General features: G+C 51.2%; 14 protein-coding genes and 3 pseudogenes. 9 read left to right on the forward strand and 8 right to left on the reverse strand.

The genetic code is table 11. From position 1 onward, the window contains the following. Positions 1 to 7 precede the first annotated feature (7 nt). Positions 8 to 859 carry a prepilin peptidase gene (locus AC559G_RS08640; RefSeq protein ID WP_498912229.1) on the reverse strand — a complete coding sequence of 284 codons (852 nt, stop codon included), beginning with the start codon at positions 857 to 859 and terminating at the stop codon, positions 8 to 10. Between the two features lie 266 nt (positions 860 to 1,125). Then, complete coding sequence (locus AC559G_RS08645; protein WP_498912230.1) at positions 1,126 to 2,022, reverse strand: LysR family transcriptional regulator; 897 nt, start codon at positions 2,020 to 2,022, stop codon at positions 1,126 to 1,128. A gap of 95 nt (positions 2,023 to 2,117) precedes the next feature. Here AC559G_RS08645 and AC559G_RS08650 point away from each other — a divergent pair, with 95 nt between their 5' ends. From AC559G_RS08650 to AC559G_RS08665, 4 genes are read left to right on the forward strand one after another with little or no spacing between them, the layout of a single operon-like run. Further along, complete coding sequence (locus tag AC559G_RS08650) at positions 2,118 to 2,906, forward strand: substrate-binding periplasmic protein (protein WP_498912231.1); 789 nt, start codon at positions 2,118 to 2,120, stop codon at positions 2,904 to 2,906. 5 nt (positions 2,907 to 2,911) lie between these two features. Beyond that, complete coding sequence (locus tag AC559G_RS08655; RefSeq protein ID WP_498912232.1) at positions 2,912 to 3,703, forward strand: amino acid ABC transporter ATP-binding protein; 792 nt, start codon at positions 2,912 to 2,914, stop codon at positions 3,701 to 3,703. Then, entirely contained in the window at positions 3,703 to 4,377 is a 675-nt protein-coding gene (locus AC559G_RS08660) for an amino acid ABC transporter permease (protein WP_438598769.1), read from the forward strand. Before AC559G_RS08655 ends, AC559G_RS08660 begins: the two co-directional genes overlap by 1 nt. A 6-nt stretch (positions 4,378 to 4,383) precedes the next feature. After that, entirely contained in the window at positions 4,384 to 5,790 is a 1,407-nt protein-coding gene (locus tag AC559G_RS08665; RefSeq protein WP_498912233.1) for an MmgE/PrpD family protein, read from the forward strand. Between the two features lie 18 nt (positions 5,791 to 5,808). Here the strand turns inward: AC559G_RS08665 and AC559G_RS08670 are convergent, their stop codons facing one another. Further along, positions 5,809 to 6,285 (reverse strand): substrate-binding domain-containing protein, encoded by a 477-nt coding sequence (locus AC559G_RS08670; protein WP_498912421.1) that lies wholly within the window; start codon positions 6,283 to 6,285, stop codon positions 5,809 to 5,811. Positions 6,286 to 6,331: 46 nt separating this feature from the next. Between AC559G_RS08670 and AC559G_RS08675 the strand changes: the two are divergent. Further along, positions 6,332 to 6,546 (forward strand): annotated as a pseudogene (locus AC559G_RS08675) (transposase domain-containing protein); the annotation flags it as partial. 100 nt (positions 6,547 to 6,646) lie between these two features. Here the strand turns inward: AC559G_RS08675 and AC559G_RS08680 are convergent. Genes AC559G_RS08680 through AC559G_RS08690 form a run of 3 tightly spaced genes read right to left on the reverse strand, consistent with a single transcriptional unit; the run spans position 6,647 to position 8,964 of the window. Continuing rightward, positions 6,647 to 7,222: a GNAT family N-acetyltransferase gene (locus AC559G_RS08680; RefSeq protein ID WP_498912234.1), complete on the reverse strand. Its 576-nt coding sequence runs from the start codon at positions 7,220 to 7,222 to the stop codon at positions 6,647 to 6,649. 2 nt (positions 7,223 to 7,224) lie between these two features. Then, a complete protein-coding gene (locus tag AC559G_RS08685; protein ID WP_498912235.1) occupies positions 7,225 to 8,037 on the reverse strand; it encodes a sulfite exporter TauE/SafE family protein in 813 nt (270 codons plus the stop codon). 12 nt (positions 8,038 to 8,049) lie between these two features. Next, entirely contained in the window at positions 8,050 to 8,964 is a 915-nt protein-coding gene (locus AC559G_RS08690; protein ID WP_498912236.1) for a Fe(II)-2OG oxygenase family protein, read from the reverse strand. 484 nt (positions 8,965 to 9,448) lie between these two features. Between AC559G_RS08690 and AC559G_RS08695 the strand changes: the two genes are divergently transcribed. Then, a complete protein-coding gene (locus AC559G_RS08695) occupies positions 9,449 to 9,631 on the forward strand; it encodes a hypothetical protein (protein WP_498912237.1) in 183 nt (60 codons plus the stop codon). Here the strand turns inward: AC559G_RS08695 and AC559G_RS08700 are convergent. After that, a pseudogene (locus AC559G_RS08700) lies at positions 9,585 to 9,785 on the reverse strand (ATP-binding protein); the annotation flags it as partial. The gene AC559G_RS08695 and the pseudogene AC559G_RS08700 overlap by 47 nt on opposite strands. A 26-nt stretch (positions 9,786 to 9,811) precedes the next feature. Here AC559G_RS08700 and AC559G_RS08705 point away from each other — a divergent pair. Next, positions 9,812 to 10,066, forward strand: a pseudogene (locus AC559G_RS08705) (IS66 family transposase); the annotation flags it as partial. A 26-nt stretch (positions 10,067 to 10,092) separates the two neighbouring features. Here AC559G_RS08705 and AC559G_RS08710 read toward each other — a convergent pair. Next, positions 10,093 to 12,114 (reverse strand): helix-turn-helix domain-containing protein, encoded by a 2,022-nt coding sequence (locus AC559G_RS08710; protein ID WP_498912238.1) that lies wholly within the window; start codon positions 12,112 to 12,114, stop codon positions 10,093 to 10,095. Between the two features lie 135 nt (positions 12,115 to 12,249). Here AC559G_RS08710 and AC559G_RS08715 point away from each other — a divergent pair, with 135 nt between their 5' ends. Further along, on the forward strand, positions 12,250 to 13,500 hold the full coding sequence (locus AC559G_RS08715; RefSeq protein WP_498912422.1) for an MFS transporter: 1,251 nt from the start codon (positions 12,250 to 12,252) through the stop codon (positions 13,498 to 13,500). A gap of 12 nt (positions 13,501 to 13,512) precedes the next feature. Further along, positions 13,513 to 14,907, forward strand: a complete 1,395-nt coding sequence (locus tag AC559G_RS08720) for a M20 family metallopeptidase (RefSeq protein WP_498912239.1) — start codon at positions 13,513 to 13,515, stop codon at positions 14,905 to 14,907. Positions 14,908 to 14,914 lie beyond the last annotated feature (7 nt).

The raw sequence follows: 14,914 nt of genomic DNA on the forward strand, positions 1-14,914 counted from the left end.
ATGTTCCTCACCCCGCAATCCCTGTTACCTGCATCAGCAGGCAAACCGTACCGCCCAGTGCCAGCCAGGGCCCCAAAGCCAGCGCTTGCGCCGCGGGCTGCCGCGTTATGCCGCGCTGTATCAACGTCGCCAGCACGCCGCCGCCCGCGGCAATCAGCAGCAGATGCGGCAACGCTTGCCAGCCTAGCCACGCACCCAGCGCAGCCAGCAGTTTCAGGTCGCCGTAGCCCAGGCCATCCACACCGCGCAGCAGCTTAAAGCCCCACCGCAGGCACCAGAGCAGCAGGTAACCCGCCATCGCGCCGGCCACCGCCTGCGCCAAAGGAACAAAGGTATCACACAGGTTGAAGCCAAGCCCCAGCCACAACAGCGGCAGCGTGAGCGCATCCGGAAGCAGCCAGGTGCGGGCATCAATCGCCGCCAGTGCCAGCAACCACGGCAACAACAACAATGCGCCGGCCAGTTGCCACCCCATGGGTATCAGCCAGCCGGCTATTAAAAACAGCAGCATGCCGGCCAGCTCAACCAGCGGATAACGCCAGGGGATGCGCCATCCGCAGCAACGGGCGCGGCCGCACAGCAACAGCCAACTGAACAGCGGAATATTATCTTTGGCCGCAACCGGCCGCCGACACCCGGGGCAAAAGGAAGACGGCAGCAATAAATCGTAGCGCGGCGCCGTTTCGCCAAGAGGGAGCGCCAATTGCCGCCGCGCATCATCACGCCAGCGGTGCTCCAGCATCTGCGGCAGCCGATAAATGACCACATTCAGGAAACTGCCCACAATGAGCCCCAGCAACGCCAGCGATACCCGCCAGCCTGCGGGATAGGCTTCACTCAATGCCGCTAACCGATCCACGGCGTGCTCCTCTGAAAATCACGGTTAGCCATCCTTGCACGGCCGCACAACGCGGGCAATTTCACGCCGCCAGGGCTGCGCAACACCACGCAATTTTGCTTCAAAGGCAGTGATCGACGGGGACTCGGCCCCAAACCACAGCGGCCCATGCCGGATGTGCCCCGCCAATAGCCCTGTACGGCAGTGCTGTTGTTGCATCATGATCGGAACGAAAGCGCAGTTTTGACTTCTCCCGGCATCCCCCGCTTAAGCGAGCTTTTTGCTTTTCATATATCGGCAGTTTCCGCCATTAATTCCGTCATCAGGCTCACAAACACCTCGCCCGGCTGGGACATGACGCTGTGCCCATCGGTGATCGCCACGACTGAAATCGGCAATGCGGGGCGGAACGCTCGCACCGCCAGCCCGGCGGTGTCGATCCCCTGTAGAGAGAAACGGTCAACGATAGTGACACTGTTGTTCCCGTGCCTGACCAGATTAATCGCCATGCTGTAACGGTTGGTTTCTACCGCCGCCACCTGGCGCTGGCGGAACGCCGGCACCTCTTCGGCAATCATGGCGACCAGCCGCGCGTCGGTGGTGATAAAAACCAGTTCGCGCGGCGAGATATCCTGCCAACACACCTCGGCCTGCTGCGCCAGCGGATGCTGCTCGGGCAGCACGCACACCATTTCACCCCGGCTGACGGCAAGCCGGTTCTCCTGCGGCTCGTGGCCGGGTTTGACCATAAAACCGAGATCGTAACGCCCTTCCTCCACCGCCGCCTCAATTTCATTATTCAGGCACATGTCCGCCACCACGCCATAATCCGGAAAGGTCTGGCGAAAGCGCGCCACCGCCCGCGGCAACATATTTAGCGCCAGCGCAGGCGTGGCGCAGACCCGCAACTGCCCGACGCGGTACTGGCGCAGGTGATCAACGAAACGCTCGAAACGCAGCCGATCCTGATGCACACGCAGCGCTTCTTTATACAATTCCCTGGCTTCAGGGGTCGGCTGCATTTTGCCCTTATAGCGCTCAAACAGGCTGAACCCCATCTGTTGCTCTATAAGCGCCAGGCTTTTGCTCACCGAAGGCTGGGACATGGCTAACTGCGCCGCCGCCGCTGTCACTGAACCGAGCTGAACGATACTGATAAAGACGTCGAGTTGCTTGGGGGTCATTGCCATTTTCCAGATAACGATATGATGATTATGCATTTAAAATTCATACACCCAGGGTTATAGAATCTATAATTATATTCACTCAGAGGCATAAAATGAAATTTTTCACTGCACGCTTCATATCGGCCTTGTTGCTGATACCGGGGATTTTCTTAACGCAGCTTCCGGCACAGGCCGAGGACAATATCAATACGATCCTGCCAGACCACGTGATCCGCGTCGGAGCGGTCAACGCACCGCCGTGGTATCAGAAAGATCTGCTAACCAACCAATGGGCCGGGCTGGTGCCCGACGTCGTCCAGGCGATATTTAAAGATACCGATATTAAAATTGAATACGTCGATACCCAGTGGGGCACCGCCGTGGCGGGTTTGCAGTCCAACCGTTTCGATATTTTAGGCGGTTTTAATAACACGCCGGAAAGAGCCAAAGCCGTCGACTTTACCCGGCCGATGGGCTCTCACCAGATGGGCGTACTGACGCTGGAAAAAGACACCAAGAAATATCAGACCTGGGCAACCATCAATAATCCACAGACCAAGCTTGCCGCGATCGACGGTTCGGCGGCGGTAACGCTGTTGCATCCGCAGTTGGACAAAACGCAGTGGATTATCGTTCCCGATAGCGACAACATGCAGTTGCAGATGGAGAGCGGCCGCGCCGACGCCATCGTCACCAACGATATACAGATGGCGCAATATATTCAGAAGCGCCATCAGGGCACGATGATTATCCCGCAGCCAGTCAAAGAGCAGGCCACCAATATGGGCCTGCGTAAAGATCGCCCGCAGTTACAGGCGTGGCTGGATGGCCGGCTTGAACAGTTGGATAAAGACGGAACGCTGAAAAATATTTGGCATAAATACACTCACCCGGCGAAATAACCCTGATGAGCCATTCGTTTTCATTACCGCTACTGAAAATTGCCGCGCTAAGCAAATCGTTCTCGGGTAATAAAATCATTGATGACGTCTCCTTCGAGGTTCGCCCCTCGGAGGTGATCGGCATCATTGGCCGCAGCGGCGCAGGGAAATCTACCCTGCTGCGCTGCCTGAACATGCTTGAGATCCCAGACAGCGGCCATATCTGGCTGGGCGAGGAAGAGATCGGGTTTTACGGCGCGCAGAGAAAACCGGTAAAACGGCGAACTCTGGCACGCCAACGCGCATCGATGGCAATGGTGTTCCAGCACTTTAATCTGTGGCCACACCGCAACGTGCTGCAAAACATTATTGAAGGGCCGATACAGGTGCTCGGTATGTCGCGTAAAGCCGCTACGGAGAAAGCGATGACGCTGCTCACGCGTATGGGGCTGGCGGAAAAAGCCGGCGACTTCCCGGTGCAACTTTCCGGTGGTCAGCAGCAGCGGGTATCTATCGCCCGCGCCCTGGCGATGGAGCCGCGAGTGATCCTGTTCGATGAACCCACCTCAGCGCTCGATCCGGAGTCCGTCGGCGAGGTGCTGACGGTGATCTCCGAACTGGCAGCTAGCGGCACCACCATGATGGTCGTTACCCATGAAATGCGCTTTGCGCTGCAGGTCTGTAGCCGGCTACTGTTGATGGAGAACGGCAGGCTGGTGGAAGAAGCGACCCCGCAGGAAATCTGGTCACGGCCGCACCATGCCCCTATCCGCCACTTTATGGCGCTGTCCGGCGTGACGGCGGGGGATCTGCGCTAATGTCATATCACTGGGATTTCTCAATACTGTGGCAGTATCACGCCGTTCTGTTGGAAGGGATACTCACCACCTTTAAAATCGTTTTGGCCTCGGTTACGTTAAGTATTCTTGGCGGCGCCCTGCTTGCGCCGTTACGCGGCGCGGCCAGGGCGGCGATCCGCTTGCCCACTCAGGGGCTGATTGAGATTGTGCGTTCAATCCCGCCGTTGGTACTTATCGTCTGGGCTTACTACTGCCTTCCGATTCTGTTCGGCCTGACGCTCTCCTCGTATCTGACCTGCGTACTGGCCATCTCGTTATATGGCAGCGTGTTTTTCGCCGAAATATTTCGCGCGGGTTTGCAATCAGTCGATCATGGCCTGGTGGAGGCCGGCCTGTCGGTCGGGATGTCGCCGCTGAAAGTGTTGGTTCGGATTACCGGGCCAGTGGCCTTTTTGCGGATTTTGCCGGCGTTTGTCAGCCAGTGCGTGATGTCGATAAAGAACTCGGTACTGGCAAGCTATATCGCGACGGGCGAGATCCTCTATCAAGGGCAACGGCTGAGTACCGCCACCTTCCGCCCGCTGGAAACGCTGACCTTTGTGGCGCTGTTTTTCGTCGCCACCATTCTTCCGTTATCACTGCTGGCAAGCTATGCCGAACGCAGGATCCGCACCCGCTACTTCAAACGTTGAATAACCATGAATATCACCGCGACACGCCAGTTGGTAAATTTTGCCTGTTCTTTATCTGCGCAAACTATTCCGGCCGCCATCCGCCACAAGGTTCGGCTGCATTTGCTGGATGCCCTCGCCTGCGGTTGGGCGGCCAGCCGCCACAGCGTCAGCGAACCGGTTATCCGTACCGCCAGGCTGTTCGGCGGAAACGGTGACTGCACCGTCTTCGGCGAGCCCGGTTTCAGCCCGCTGGCGGCCGCTTTCGCCAACGCCGCCGTGATAAACGGCCTGGACCACGATGACGGCGTGGAGATCGACGGCAAAGGGCTCGGCCACCCCGGCGCAACCCTTATCGCCGCGGCGCTGGTCGCCCTTGATCTTAGCCCGCGGCCGGTAACGCATGACACGCTGATCACCGCCCTGACGGCCGGCTTCGAGGTGAATAATCGGCTAATCCACGCCATCCAACCCTCGGCAGAACGCTTCAGCCAGGTATACGGCGTGGCGCAGCATCAGACGATCGGCGCAGCGCTGGTAGCCGGGCTGCTGCTGGGCCTGCCCCCGGCGCAGTTGAATCAGGCCATTGGGCTGGCCGCCGTGCTGACGCCGCTGCCCAGCCTGCATCAGTACAACTGGCAACAGCGACCGCTGATGGCACTTAAAGATGCCGTGGCGCCGGCGGCACAGGCAGCGGTGCAGGCGGTGATCATGGTGCAACAGGGCCTGAGCGGTAGCCTTGACGCGCTCGACGGCGATCAGGGCTTTTGGCGAATGATCGGTTCCGACCGCTTCGCACCGGAAATTCTGACCGATAATCTCGGCAGCCACTGGTACGCCGGTTACGGCAGCTTTAAGCGCTATCCCGCCTGCCGCTGGCTGGCCTGCGCGCTGGAATGCATGGAGTGCATTATGCAGCAGACCGGCTGGCAGGCGGCGGATATCCGCGCCATTGAGGTGCAGACCTTCCCGCGGCTGGTCGAGGATATGATGGACTACCGCCCCCGCACGGCCACTGACGCGCAGTTCAGCCTGCCCTGGACGATGGCGGCGGTCGCCGGCGGCCTGCTACCCGGCGCCGACTGGTATACGGAGCACAGCATGCAAAATGCGGCATTGCAGGCGCTGGCGGATAAAGTGACGGCCGTTATCACCCCTGAATTTACACAACGAATGAATGGTCCAGCACGCCAGCCCGGCGCGCGCGTGGTGGTGACGCATCGCCACGGCGAAAGCGCCGTGCAAGAGCGCAACAAGCCGCTGGGCAGCGCCGAACGCCCGATGAGCGAGGCGGAAATAATGACCAAGGCGCGGCGTAATTTAGCCGGGCATAACCTCGGGGTTGAACAACTGATTGCCCGAGTAATGCAGGAAAACGGCGCCGTGTCGTACTGTTCGGCCGCAGAACTGACCGGTTTTTCGCCTGTGCCTTAAGCAAACGTAACTAAGAGCCTATTGGTGTTTTAGCTCGTCCCCCGCTATCGGCCTTGTGCTACCACGGACCACCAACATGCCAGGTAAAACCTGCTGAATAGCAGATGCTTCAACATCCTTCAGTTGTGAAGAAATGATGACAACGGTGGCGGAAACCATCTCACTGATTGGCTGAACATAGGTCGTCAAGTTGTATATGGGCCACCCCGCCATTGCTATGTCATCAAAACCGACGACAGAAATATCTTCTCCTGCAATCATGCCCAGCTCACCCACTGCGACGTTAAGCGCACCGATAGCCATAATGTCATTGGCACAGAAGAGTGCATCGGGCCACCGTGCCCCCGCCAGTAAACTACGGGTGGCAGCCATCGCACCTTCAATAGTATACAGCCCGACGGCACGTTGCGGCGGTTCAAAACCCCGAAGGAGCAGGCGCTGTGTAAAACCATCTTCACGATCACGGCTGGTCGATGAGCTCTCCCGCCCCGCCATAAAGGCGATATTGCGGTGACCACCGGCAATAAGAAAATCCGCGATAGCGGCGGAGCGTGCGTTGCGGACGGTATGCTTGGGGAAGAAAAACGCCTGTTCTTCGGCAGTGACCACGGCGGCGAGCGCGGTACGCTACTGTACATGCCGCCTCAACGGGTCGATCCGAAGGCGTATCTGCGCCACATTCTCAGCGTGCTGCCGGAGTGGCCCATCAACAAAGTGGCGGAACTGCTGCCGTGGAACGTGGTTCTGCCTGCCTGATGAGCGTTAACATGGCGCTCGATTAACGCTTACGAGATATCAGGCTTCACGATAAAATTTTCAATACAGGCCCTGAAAAGAATTCAGGGCCTGTGGGGGCTTACTCTAACGTTGGTAAAGCCATCATATGGTATTTATTGCCATTAAAATTGAAGAATCCTAAATCCTCGAATTTATTTCGAGTATGGAAGGCGTAAGAACGGGGATTGAGTACGTTGACAAATGTAACAGTGACCGAAAAACGTGCGGCGAAAACATGACGCTGATAAGCCAGAAGCGATTCACCAATACCGCAACTACGATACTCTTCTGCAACACAAATAGGGCCATATTGATAGGAAGTTTCTGCATCCAAGTTTACGCCTTGATATGTGAATTCCTTCAGTATACCGGCCATATAATCAAACATCGGCCATGGCTGGAGAAACTGCCATGAGGCACCTAACAAGAGTCCGACAACTTTGTTGTTAGTGTTATCGATTGCAATGACAACGCCACTCTCGCGTTCGCATAAATCGCTAAGTTGTTGCTCAGTCATGTCTGTGGTCACAAAACCATTTGCCCGCTGCTCTCCCTCAAGATTCTTGGCATGGTAGCGTTCCAGTAGTTTTTTCACTTTTGGGATGTCTTTTTTTTCAGCCAAACGAACATTAATATTATCGCATTTGATAGTCATAATTAGAACCCTACAAAATATTTTACGGAAAGAGTAAGCATCATTGCACCTACTGATAAAAACAGAACTTTCCGGATTATTTCACCATTCGTTCTGATGGCATGCATACTGCCGACATGGTTTCCCAGAAGACTTGCCATAATCATTGGGATGCCAATAAGATAGGCCATTTTTCCTGCAATCGCAAAAGCTACAAAAGCACCGATGTTGGAAGAGAAATTGAAGATTTTACTTGTGGCTGATGCCTGTAATAATCCGAACTTATTTATTACTGTCAGAGCGATAATGAAAAGACTTCCTGTACCTGGCCCAAAAAAACCATCATAAAAACCGACCGCAAAACAAACAACAAAGATTGCCAAGAAATTTGTTTTAGCCTCGTTTGCTGTTGACTCCTTGATTTTCCCCTTCACTGTTGCTGCGATTAATCCAATGGGTAATAAACCCACAATAACCAGTGACAAGGTTTCAACTGGGAGCAATAAAATAACTTTAGCGCCAACATATGCACCAGCAAGCGCCGAAATAAGACCCGCCGGGATTACTGACCAAATGACAGATTTATTTTTGACGAAGTTTTTAATGGCTGCGATAGTACCTATTGTACTTACAAGCTTTTCCTGACCCAGTGCCAATTGTGGCGGTAATCCAGTTAGAATAAATGCAGGTATCAGGATTAATCCAGCACCTCCAGCGATAGCATCTATGTACCCTGCGATAAAGGAGGCAATCACTAACAACAATATGCCAACAACAAGGTACTGGGAAATGATACTTCCTTCAATAAAAATTGAATCATTAATTAAATGAAACATGCTTGAATACCGTTACAATGTACGTAAGTGATGGAGACAGTTATGGGGATCGAGAAGTTGTGTTTCAGGTGGACGTTCCTTCATTGCAAAAACACGAAGCAGCCAACGGTCAGTGCCATCAAATCGTGGTTCAAAAGCATTGCGTGTATGCATGGTTCTTTGATTAAGAAATGTAACTGCGTAACCTGGTTCCAATGGTACATCAAACCAAAGTTCACGCTCAAGTGTAACAAACCTCATTCTTTCTAGCGCGGCCTCCGCTTCAGGTGTCATACCAGTTACGTTGTGCCAGTCAAAGCGGGAGTACCAGATGCTATCTTTTCTTACAATAACTGGAACGCCTTCAACAGATGAGGCATTTACGAAACTTGCTGGTCTTCTTACTCTGAACAGAGATTTTGTTAGTGTGTTAATTATATTATCGGATAGCATGGATATAATATGGTCAAGCTTAAGCAGGCTAGTATTGACTCCAGGCTCTTTCCTTAAACACAACAAAGTTAATGTATCCGGGCAACCACCGAGAACCTCGGACGGGATTTCACCACAAATACGAAGATCTGGATTATCCACATGAGGGTTAAAATCGTACCTTGCTCCCTGAGAACTGACTTTATTTTCTGAGTGCAGCATGGGACAAACGTGACGAATTAAATGCCCATCATTTTCCCCCTGATAAACTACTGGCCATAGACCAGCTTCAAAATGCGCAGAGAGATATGCACCATGCAAATCTGAGTTTTTTGATTCAACATAGTCCGCATAGGTAGGGAGGACAGGAGTTTGTGTAAGCTCTATTGTATTAAATTGTGGCAATTTCCATATAACATAACATTCTTCTTCTAATTTTTTTCTGAACTCATCTGTGGGGATAGGGAGTGCATCACGGTGTTTATCCGCTTTAGTGAGTATTCGTTCATTCTTCATGTAACAACCCTTGCCTTAAATCTTCCATATATATTTTTACTTTCACAAGTGACTTGTTTTTGTGAGCATAGCATTTCAATTTTATGAAGGAGGATGGAATTAATACATTTCCCTCACTTCTGTAAGGAAATGCACGTTTTTATTTATACCTACAGGTCGCAGTAATATCAATGGGGGAGCTTTAAAACCACAGCAAAATATAATATCCGGCTCTGACATAAAACATATAGTCACACAAACATAAAAATCGCTTAACTTTAAGAACTAATCACCACACAGAGCAACAAACGCAACATGTCAATATAATTCATATTCGATTATTGAATATTAAATGTAATCTTTAGATAGCAGAAACCAGACCGATTCTAAATTCAGTTAATAAGATAGATATGGGTTGGACAACCTTTGTACGTAACTCAACCAATAATTTAGGGGAGAGTCTGCATGGCTGATGTTATCTCTTCCAATACCAGCGGAGCTAAAATTGAGTGATGTACTGAGCGGGGTTAGCATCCTTTCCGCAGACTCTGCTACAAAACTGGTAGCAGATATGCAATACATGGAGCCATACGCATCCACCGCGCTAAACCGCAAGTTAAAAAACATCTTAAAACCGGGTGTCAACGCCAAGATTGTTGGCCATTTTTCGCCATTTCATCATCACTGATTGGCGTGGCGTTTTTTGCCAGCACTCCCGCTTTGCGTTTTTCCTTTAACCGGTAGCTTTCTCCTTTGATGTTCAGTGTGGTTGAGTGGTGTAGCAACCGATCCAGAATTGCCGTTGCCAGCACGTTATCGCCGAACATCTCTCCCCAGTCGGCGGAGCGATACCGTCAAAATCCGCTGGGCCGACGCGGAAGAGAAAACCGAACATGACGAACGTGAAATCGAGCGCCTGCGGGCGCAGGTGGAGAAGCTGAACCGGATGCTGTACGGCACCCGCTCCGAAAAACTGCGCCGTCAGGTGGAGCAGGCGCAGGCGCTACTGAAACAGCGCGAGCAGGAGAATGACCGCCACAGCGGCCGGGAGGATGACCCGGCGGTGCCCCGCCAGCTGCGTCAGTCCCGTCACTGCCGGCCGCTACCGAAACAGCTGTCGCGCGGGAAGGCATTTTTTCTAACGTTGACTCATAAATATAATCTATTCATATGACAAGCCAGACCAACCATAAGAAAGTCGTCTGCACTGGAAAGCTGATAATGCGTCAACTGCTCAATCTTCCTGATTCGTTGATAGAGCGTGTTTACATGAATATTTAATTCCTTGGCCGCATGGTGTACCGAACAGCGATGATTAATATAACTGTTCAACGTCATTAGCAGCGACTCACTCTTTTCGCTGTTATCCAATATGGGTGACAGTACATCAAAGATAAACTGTTGGATTTCTTCCTTAGCGTGATGAATAAACATCCGCTCAATACCGGAGTCATGAAAGCGCAATAACCCGGCCTGTTTACGGATTGTCAGAACCTTCAGTGCAGTACTGGCCTGTTGAAAAGCCAGCCTGAATTCATCACGACGCAGTATTCGGCTTGCGCCGGCTTTTCTGATCGCCCCCAACGGCAAACTCTTTTCAATTTTTTCGCACAGTTCTTTTATTTTTAGCGAATGAAGATCTGAAATATAGATCACCATCGAATCGTTATCATAAAAGCTAAAGAAATTTCGCCGTGCCAGCAGGACTTTTATCTTATTTAACGTGATAAAAGCAAGCATTTCCTCTTCATCAGAAAATGCCACTTCAATGCGCAGACACATGATAAAATTTTGCACTAAAAAACCATGAGCAGCCAGTTTCTTTTCTATATCGCTATTGATGCCATGAGAAGATAGTTCATCAATAAGGAGCGCTTTCTTTTTATGCTCCAGCCTAAGGCCGCTGGCCTTACGCATAATTTCCATTACGATAAAATCGCCAAGACGGGAAAGCATCATTTGCGTGTAGTCCATAATGCTTTCCTGATTAAGAATAAAATAACCCACACAAACCTGATCGTGCCGCAGCGGGTAAATGGCATATTGCTCTACAGTAAAAATATCTTCACAATAGCCATTTCTGTTGTCATGGGAACTTATCTCATCCCATGTGAAAGGCAGTTTCATTGTGGATTGATAGCTGTTGCCCAATATATCCAAATAGGCTGCGGAAAGATTTATTTTCTGCATAACGGCATCGACAAATGATACTATTTCATTGTTTTTTATCGATAATTTTATCATTTCATTATAGAACTCAACATTGCTTTTCAGAACTTCATTCTGCCTTTCCAACTGTTTTCTTAAGGTGTCAATCTCATTCAGGGTTGAGATCTTTTCATCATGAATTTTGGCATTTTTCCACGCCAGTGCCACCTGTGAAGCAAAGGTTTCGAGCAATGATACGGCAAGGGAGTTAAAGATCGAATGATGGCTAAATGAAAGCAAGGTCAAAGTGCCATAGCAGATATGTTTATCCTGCACGGGTACGCAAATTAATGAATTTGCAATAGGGTTATTTTCCATTACCGATGCGCGTATTGCTGATTCATGAGTGAACGACGCTAAAATAGCCTCACGCGAATTCAGTATCACCGACTCCCTGCTTTCAAACACCCGCCCGGAAACCGATTCACGGGTAGAAACCGAGTAATCATAATAGTTGTTATTAAAACCAGACAGCGCTTTGGGAATCAGCAGCGACTTCCGTTCGTCATAGATACGGAAAATAACCGCATCACTGAATGGAATGGTTTTAAGGGCGCCATCAACGACATGTTGCGTGATTATCTCATGCGACAACCCTGAAGCCAGATGCCAGGTATTGTCACTGATTCGTTGAAACATCAATTTTTGCTGCTGTAATATTTCATTATAGAAATATATTTTTATATGATTGAGCAGACTATCAATACATTTCTTTTCACGCAAAACTCCCGAATCCTCTATGGTGATAGTCAATGAATCGCTGTAGAGACAGATTATCTCAATAATAATCTCACTCCTATTTACATGATGGGTTAATATGAAATTTTCATTCCTTTCATCATACCTTTCGCCGTCATGCTGGATAAGATCATCAAATCTTTTAGGTGATACCTCTATTGTTATCTTTAATAGTGGATAGTGTTTATTTAATAAAGATTCCAATGCACCAATATACTCTGACATACCCTGCCCCTGTGTAAACCTACATATATATAATCGTTGTAATGTATAAACCTACATAGATATTTATCATTTTTTTTGCAAGTGTAGCAAGACCGAGTTTGATTCATCCCTTTAAGGAAACCTCTTATGGGTACCATGATAACAAGCAATAAAAATAAGCTCATTATCTTCATTTTGTTTTTATGTTGGGTTGTTGGCTTCATTGATAAAACAGCAATAAATATTGCCATTATACCGATCAGCAGCGAGTTTGGATTGTCTCCGGAACATACCGGTATGATCATCAGCGGTTTTTTTCTGGCTTATTCGCTGACTCAACTGATAGGCGGCTATCTGGTTGACCGGATGGGAAGTAAAACCATTTTGACCGGGGCGGTAACGCTGTGGTCCATTGCGACGGCATTTACCAGCATGGCCGGTGGCATTTTCAGCCTGGTGATCGCCCGCTTTTTTGTTGGGATGGGGGAAGCGGTATTTCCTTCCGGCAGCTCGGTGGTGATCGCGCAGGAATTCGAAAAGTCCAAAATGGCCAGGGCGAAATCTTTTCTGCAGTCGGGTGCCTCCGTGGGTTTTGCCGTGGGCTCGGTGGTGGTTTCGTCACTGATCGCGTTTTTTAACTGGCGCATCATGTTCTTTGTCCTTGGCGCAGTGGGCGTGGTGTTGGCATGGTTGCTGTGGATGGTACTGAAAGCCCGCCCAGCGGATAAGCAGGCAGCGCCAACCCGCCAGCCATCGGCACTGGCCAGTAAAAAATCCGAGAAAAAACGCCTGAAGGAAATCATTGCCAGGCCGTTGACCTGGCAGATCGCAGCCTGTTATTTCTTCACCAATATCGTTTTCTGGGGGCTGCAGTCGTGGTTGCCGTCCTATTGGGTGAAAGTCAAAGGGATGAGCATGGTTTCCATGGGAACCTGGTCTATGCTGCCCCCGGCATTGGGCTTCATCTCATTCCTGACCTGCGGATGGTTGCTGGATCGGTTTTTCATGCAGCGGGAAAAATACCTGATCGCCATCGGTGCGGCCGTCTCTGCGCTGTTTATCTGGTTGATGTTCCATGCTTCAACCATTCCTCTGGCTTTTGCCTGGCTGTCGCTATCGAATATCTTCCTGAATGCCATCAGTATCAGTGTTTTTGTCATCATCATTAAGCAATTCCCGAAAGAATCGGTCGGAACCGCGACCGGGCTGATTAATTCCATCGCACAAATCGGCTCGTTCCTTTCCCCGCTGCTGATTGGCTACATCCTTAAATTGTCTAATCAAAATTATTCCATCGCCTTTTTAATGATTGTGATCTGCGCCGTTATCACCTGTTTGATATCGCTATCCATGCGTCATGCCCATGGCCCTGTGGAAGCAGAATCCAGCCCAACCCCCGTACCGTAAAGAGAGTAAGAAATGAGTTATTTAGAAATAATTAATAAAACCCTCAATGAAGAACGCGAGCGTATTATCGCCGTCAGCGATCGGATTTGGGAATTTGCTGAAGTTCGCTACGAGGAAAAACAGTCAGCCTCTTTGATGGCGCAAACGTTGGAAGACGCCGGTTTTCAGGTAACGCGTAACGCCGGCGGCATCGAAACGGCGTTTGTCGCCACCTATGGCACAGGCCAACCCGTTGTCGCGATTTTGGGGGAATATGATGCGCTGCCGGCCCTGAGCCAGGAAGCGAATCTCAGTTGCCCGTCACCGGTAGTTAAAGCGGGGAGCGGCCACGGCTGCGGCCATAATCTGCTTGGTTCAGGCTCTCTTGCTGCCGCTCTGGCGACCAAAGCCTGTATAGACGCATTAAAACTGGCCGGTACGATTAAATACTTTGGTTGCCCAGCGGAAGAAGGCGGCGGCGGCAAGGCGTTTATGGCGCGTGCGGGCCTGTTTAACGGCGTGGATGTGGCGTTTACCTGGCACCCGTGGGACGAAAATCTGGCCTACAACGCGCGGATGCTGGCGACCAATCAGGTGAAATATCAGTTTAAAGGCAAAAGTACGCACGCCGCTTTCAGCCCGCATCTTGGCCGCAGCGCCCTGGACGGCGTTGAGTTAATGAACGTGGGCGCCAACTTCCTGCGTGAACACATTATTCCTGAAGCGCGCCTGCATTACGCCATTACCAATGCCGGCGGCAACGCGCCGAACGTAGTGCAGAGCGATGCCGAAGTGCTCTATAAAGTGCGCTCGCCCAAAATGCAGCAGGTGCGCGAGATCACCGAACGCGTACACGATATTGCCCGCGGCGCCGCACTGATGAGCGGCACGACGGTAAGCATTGAATTCGACGCGGCCTCCGCCGATCTGATTCCGAATGTCACCCTTGCAGGGATGATGAATGAGGAGCTGATAAAAATCGGCCCCTTGGCCTTTACGGCGGAAGAGAAAGCCTTTGCCCATTCGATCCAGGAAACGTTTTCGGATGAAGAAAAAGCCCGGGTTGCAAAGAGCGGCAAAACGCTCGCGGAAGATCTCACTGCGTTTCGTCAAGAACCGGATTTTCTCAATGGTTCCACCGATGTGGGCGATGTCAGTTGGCTGGTGCCGGTCGGCCAGGTGTATATCGCCACCTGCGCATGGGGAACCCCCCCGCACTCCTGGCAGATGGTCACCCAAGGCAAAACGTCATACGCCCATAAAGGCATGCTGTTGGCGGGCAAAGTAATGGCGGCTTCCGCAGTACGGGCGTTAACGACGCCATCGTTGATTGCTGCCGCCAAAGAAGAACATGTACAGCAACTGGATGGCGAACAGTACTGCTCGTTATTACCGGAATCCGCGCTACCGCGCCCATTAAACCGTTAATAAATAA

Origin of the sequence: Gibbsiella greigii, assembly GCF_039540155.1 — a bacterium.
Taxonomy (GTDB): domain Bacteria; phylum Pseudomonadota; class Gammaproteobacteria; order Enterobacterales; family Enterobacteriaceae; genus Gibbsiella; species Gibbsiella quercinecans.

What these genes read in the sequence shown, in the direction of transcription:
- AC559G_RS08645 (WP_498912230.1), bottom strand. Translation starts at nt 2,022, where the DNA reads ATGACCCCCAAGCAACTCGACGTCTTTATCAGTATCGTTCAGCTCGGT.
- AC559G_RS08650 (WP_498912231.1), top strand. Translation starts at nt 2,118, where the DNA reads ATGAAATTTTTCACTGCACGCTTCATATCGGCCTTGTTGCTGATACCG.
- AC559G_RS08655 (WP_498912232.1), top strand. Translation starts at nt 2,912, where the DNA reads ATGAGCCATTCGTTTTCATTACCGCTACTGAAAATTGCCGCGCTAAGC.
- AC559G_RS08660 (WP_438598769.1), top strand. Translation starts at nt 3,703, where the DNA reads ATGTCATATCACTGGGATTTCTCAATACTGTGGCAGTATCACGCCGTT.
- AC559G_RS08665 (WP_498912233.1), top strand. Translation starts at nt 4,384, where the DNA reads ATGAATATCACCGCGACACGCCAGTTGGTAAATTTTGCCTGTTCTTTA.
- AC559G_RS08670 (WP_498912421.1), bottom strand. Translation starts at nt 6,285, where the DNA reads ATGGCGGGGCGGGAGAGCTCATCGACCAGCCGTGATCGTGAAGATGGT.
- AC559G_RS08680 (WP_498912234.1), bottom strand. Translation starts at nt 7,222, where the DNA reads ATGACTATCAAATGCGATAATATTAATGTTCGTTTGGCTGAAAAAAAA.
- AC559G_RS08685 (WP_498912235.1), bottom strand. Translation starts at nt 8,037, where the DNA reads ATGTTTCATTTAATTAATGATTCAATTTTTATTGAAGGAAGTATCATT.
- AC559G_RS08690 (WP_498912236.1), bottom strand. Translation starts at nt 8,964, where the DNA reads ATGAAGAATGAACGAATACTCACTAAAGCGGATAAACACCGTGATGCA.
- AC559G_RS08710 (WP_498912238.1), bottom strand. Translation starts at nt 12,114, where the DNA reads ATGTCAGAGTATATTGGTGCATTGGAATCTTTATTAAATAAACACTAT.
- AC559G_RS08715 (WP_498912422.1), top strand. Translation starts at nt 12,250, where the DNA reads ATGATAACAAGCAATAAAAATAAGCTCATTATCTTCATTTTGTTTTTA.
- AC559G_RS08720 (WP_498912239.1), top strand. Translation starts at nt 13,513, where the DNA reads ATGAGTTATTTAGAAATAATTAATAAAACCCTCAATGAAGAACGCGAG.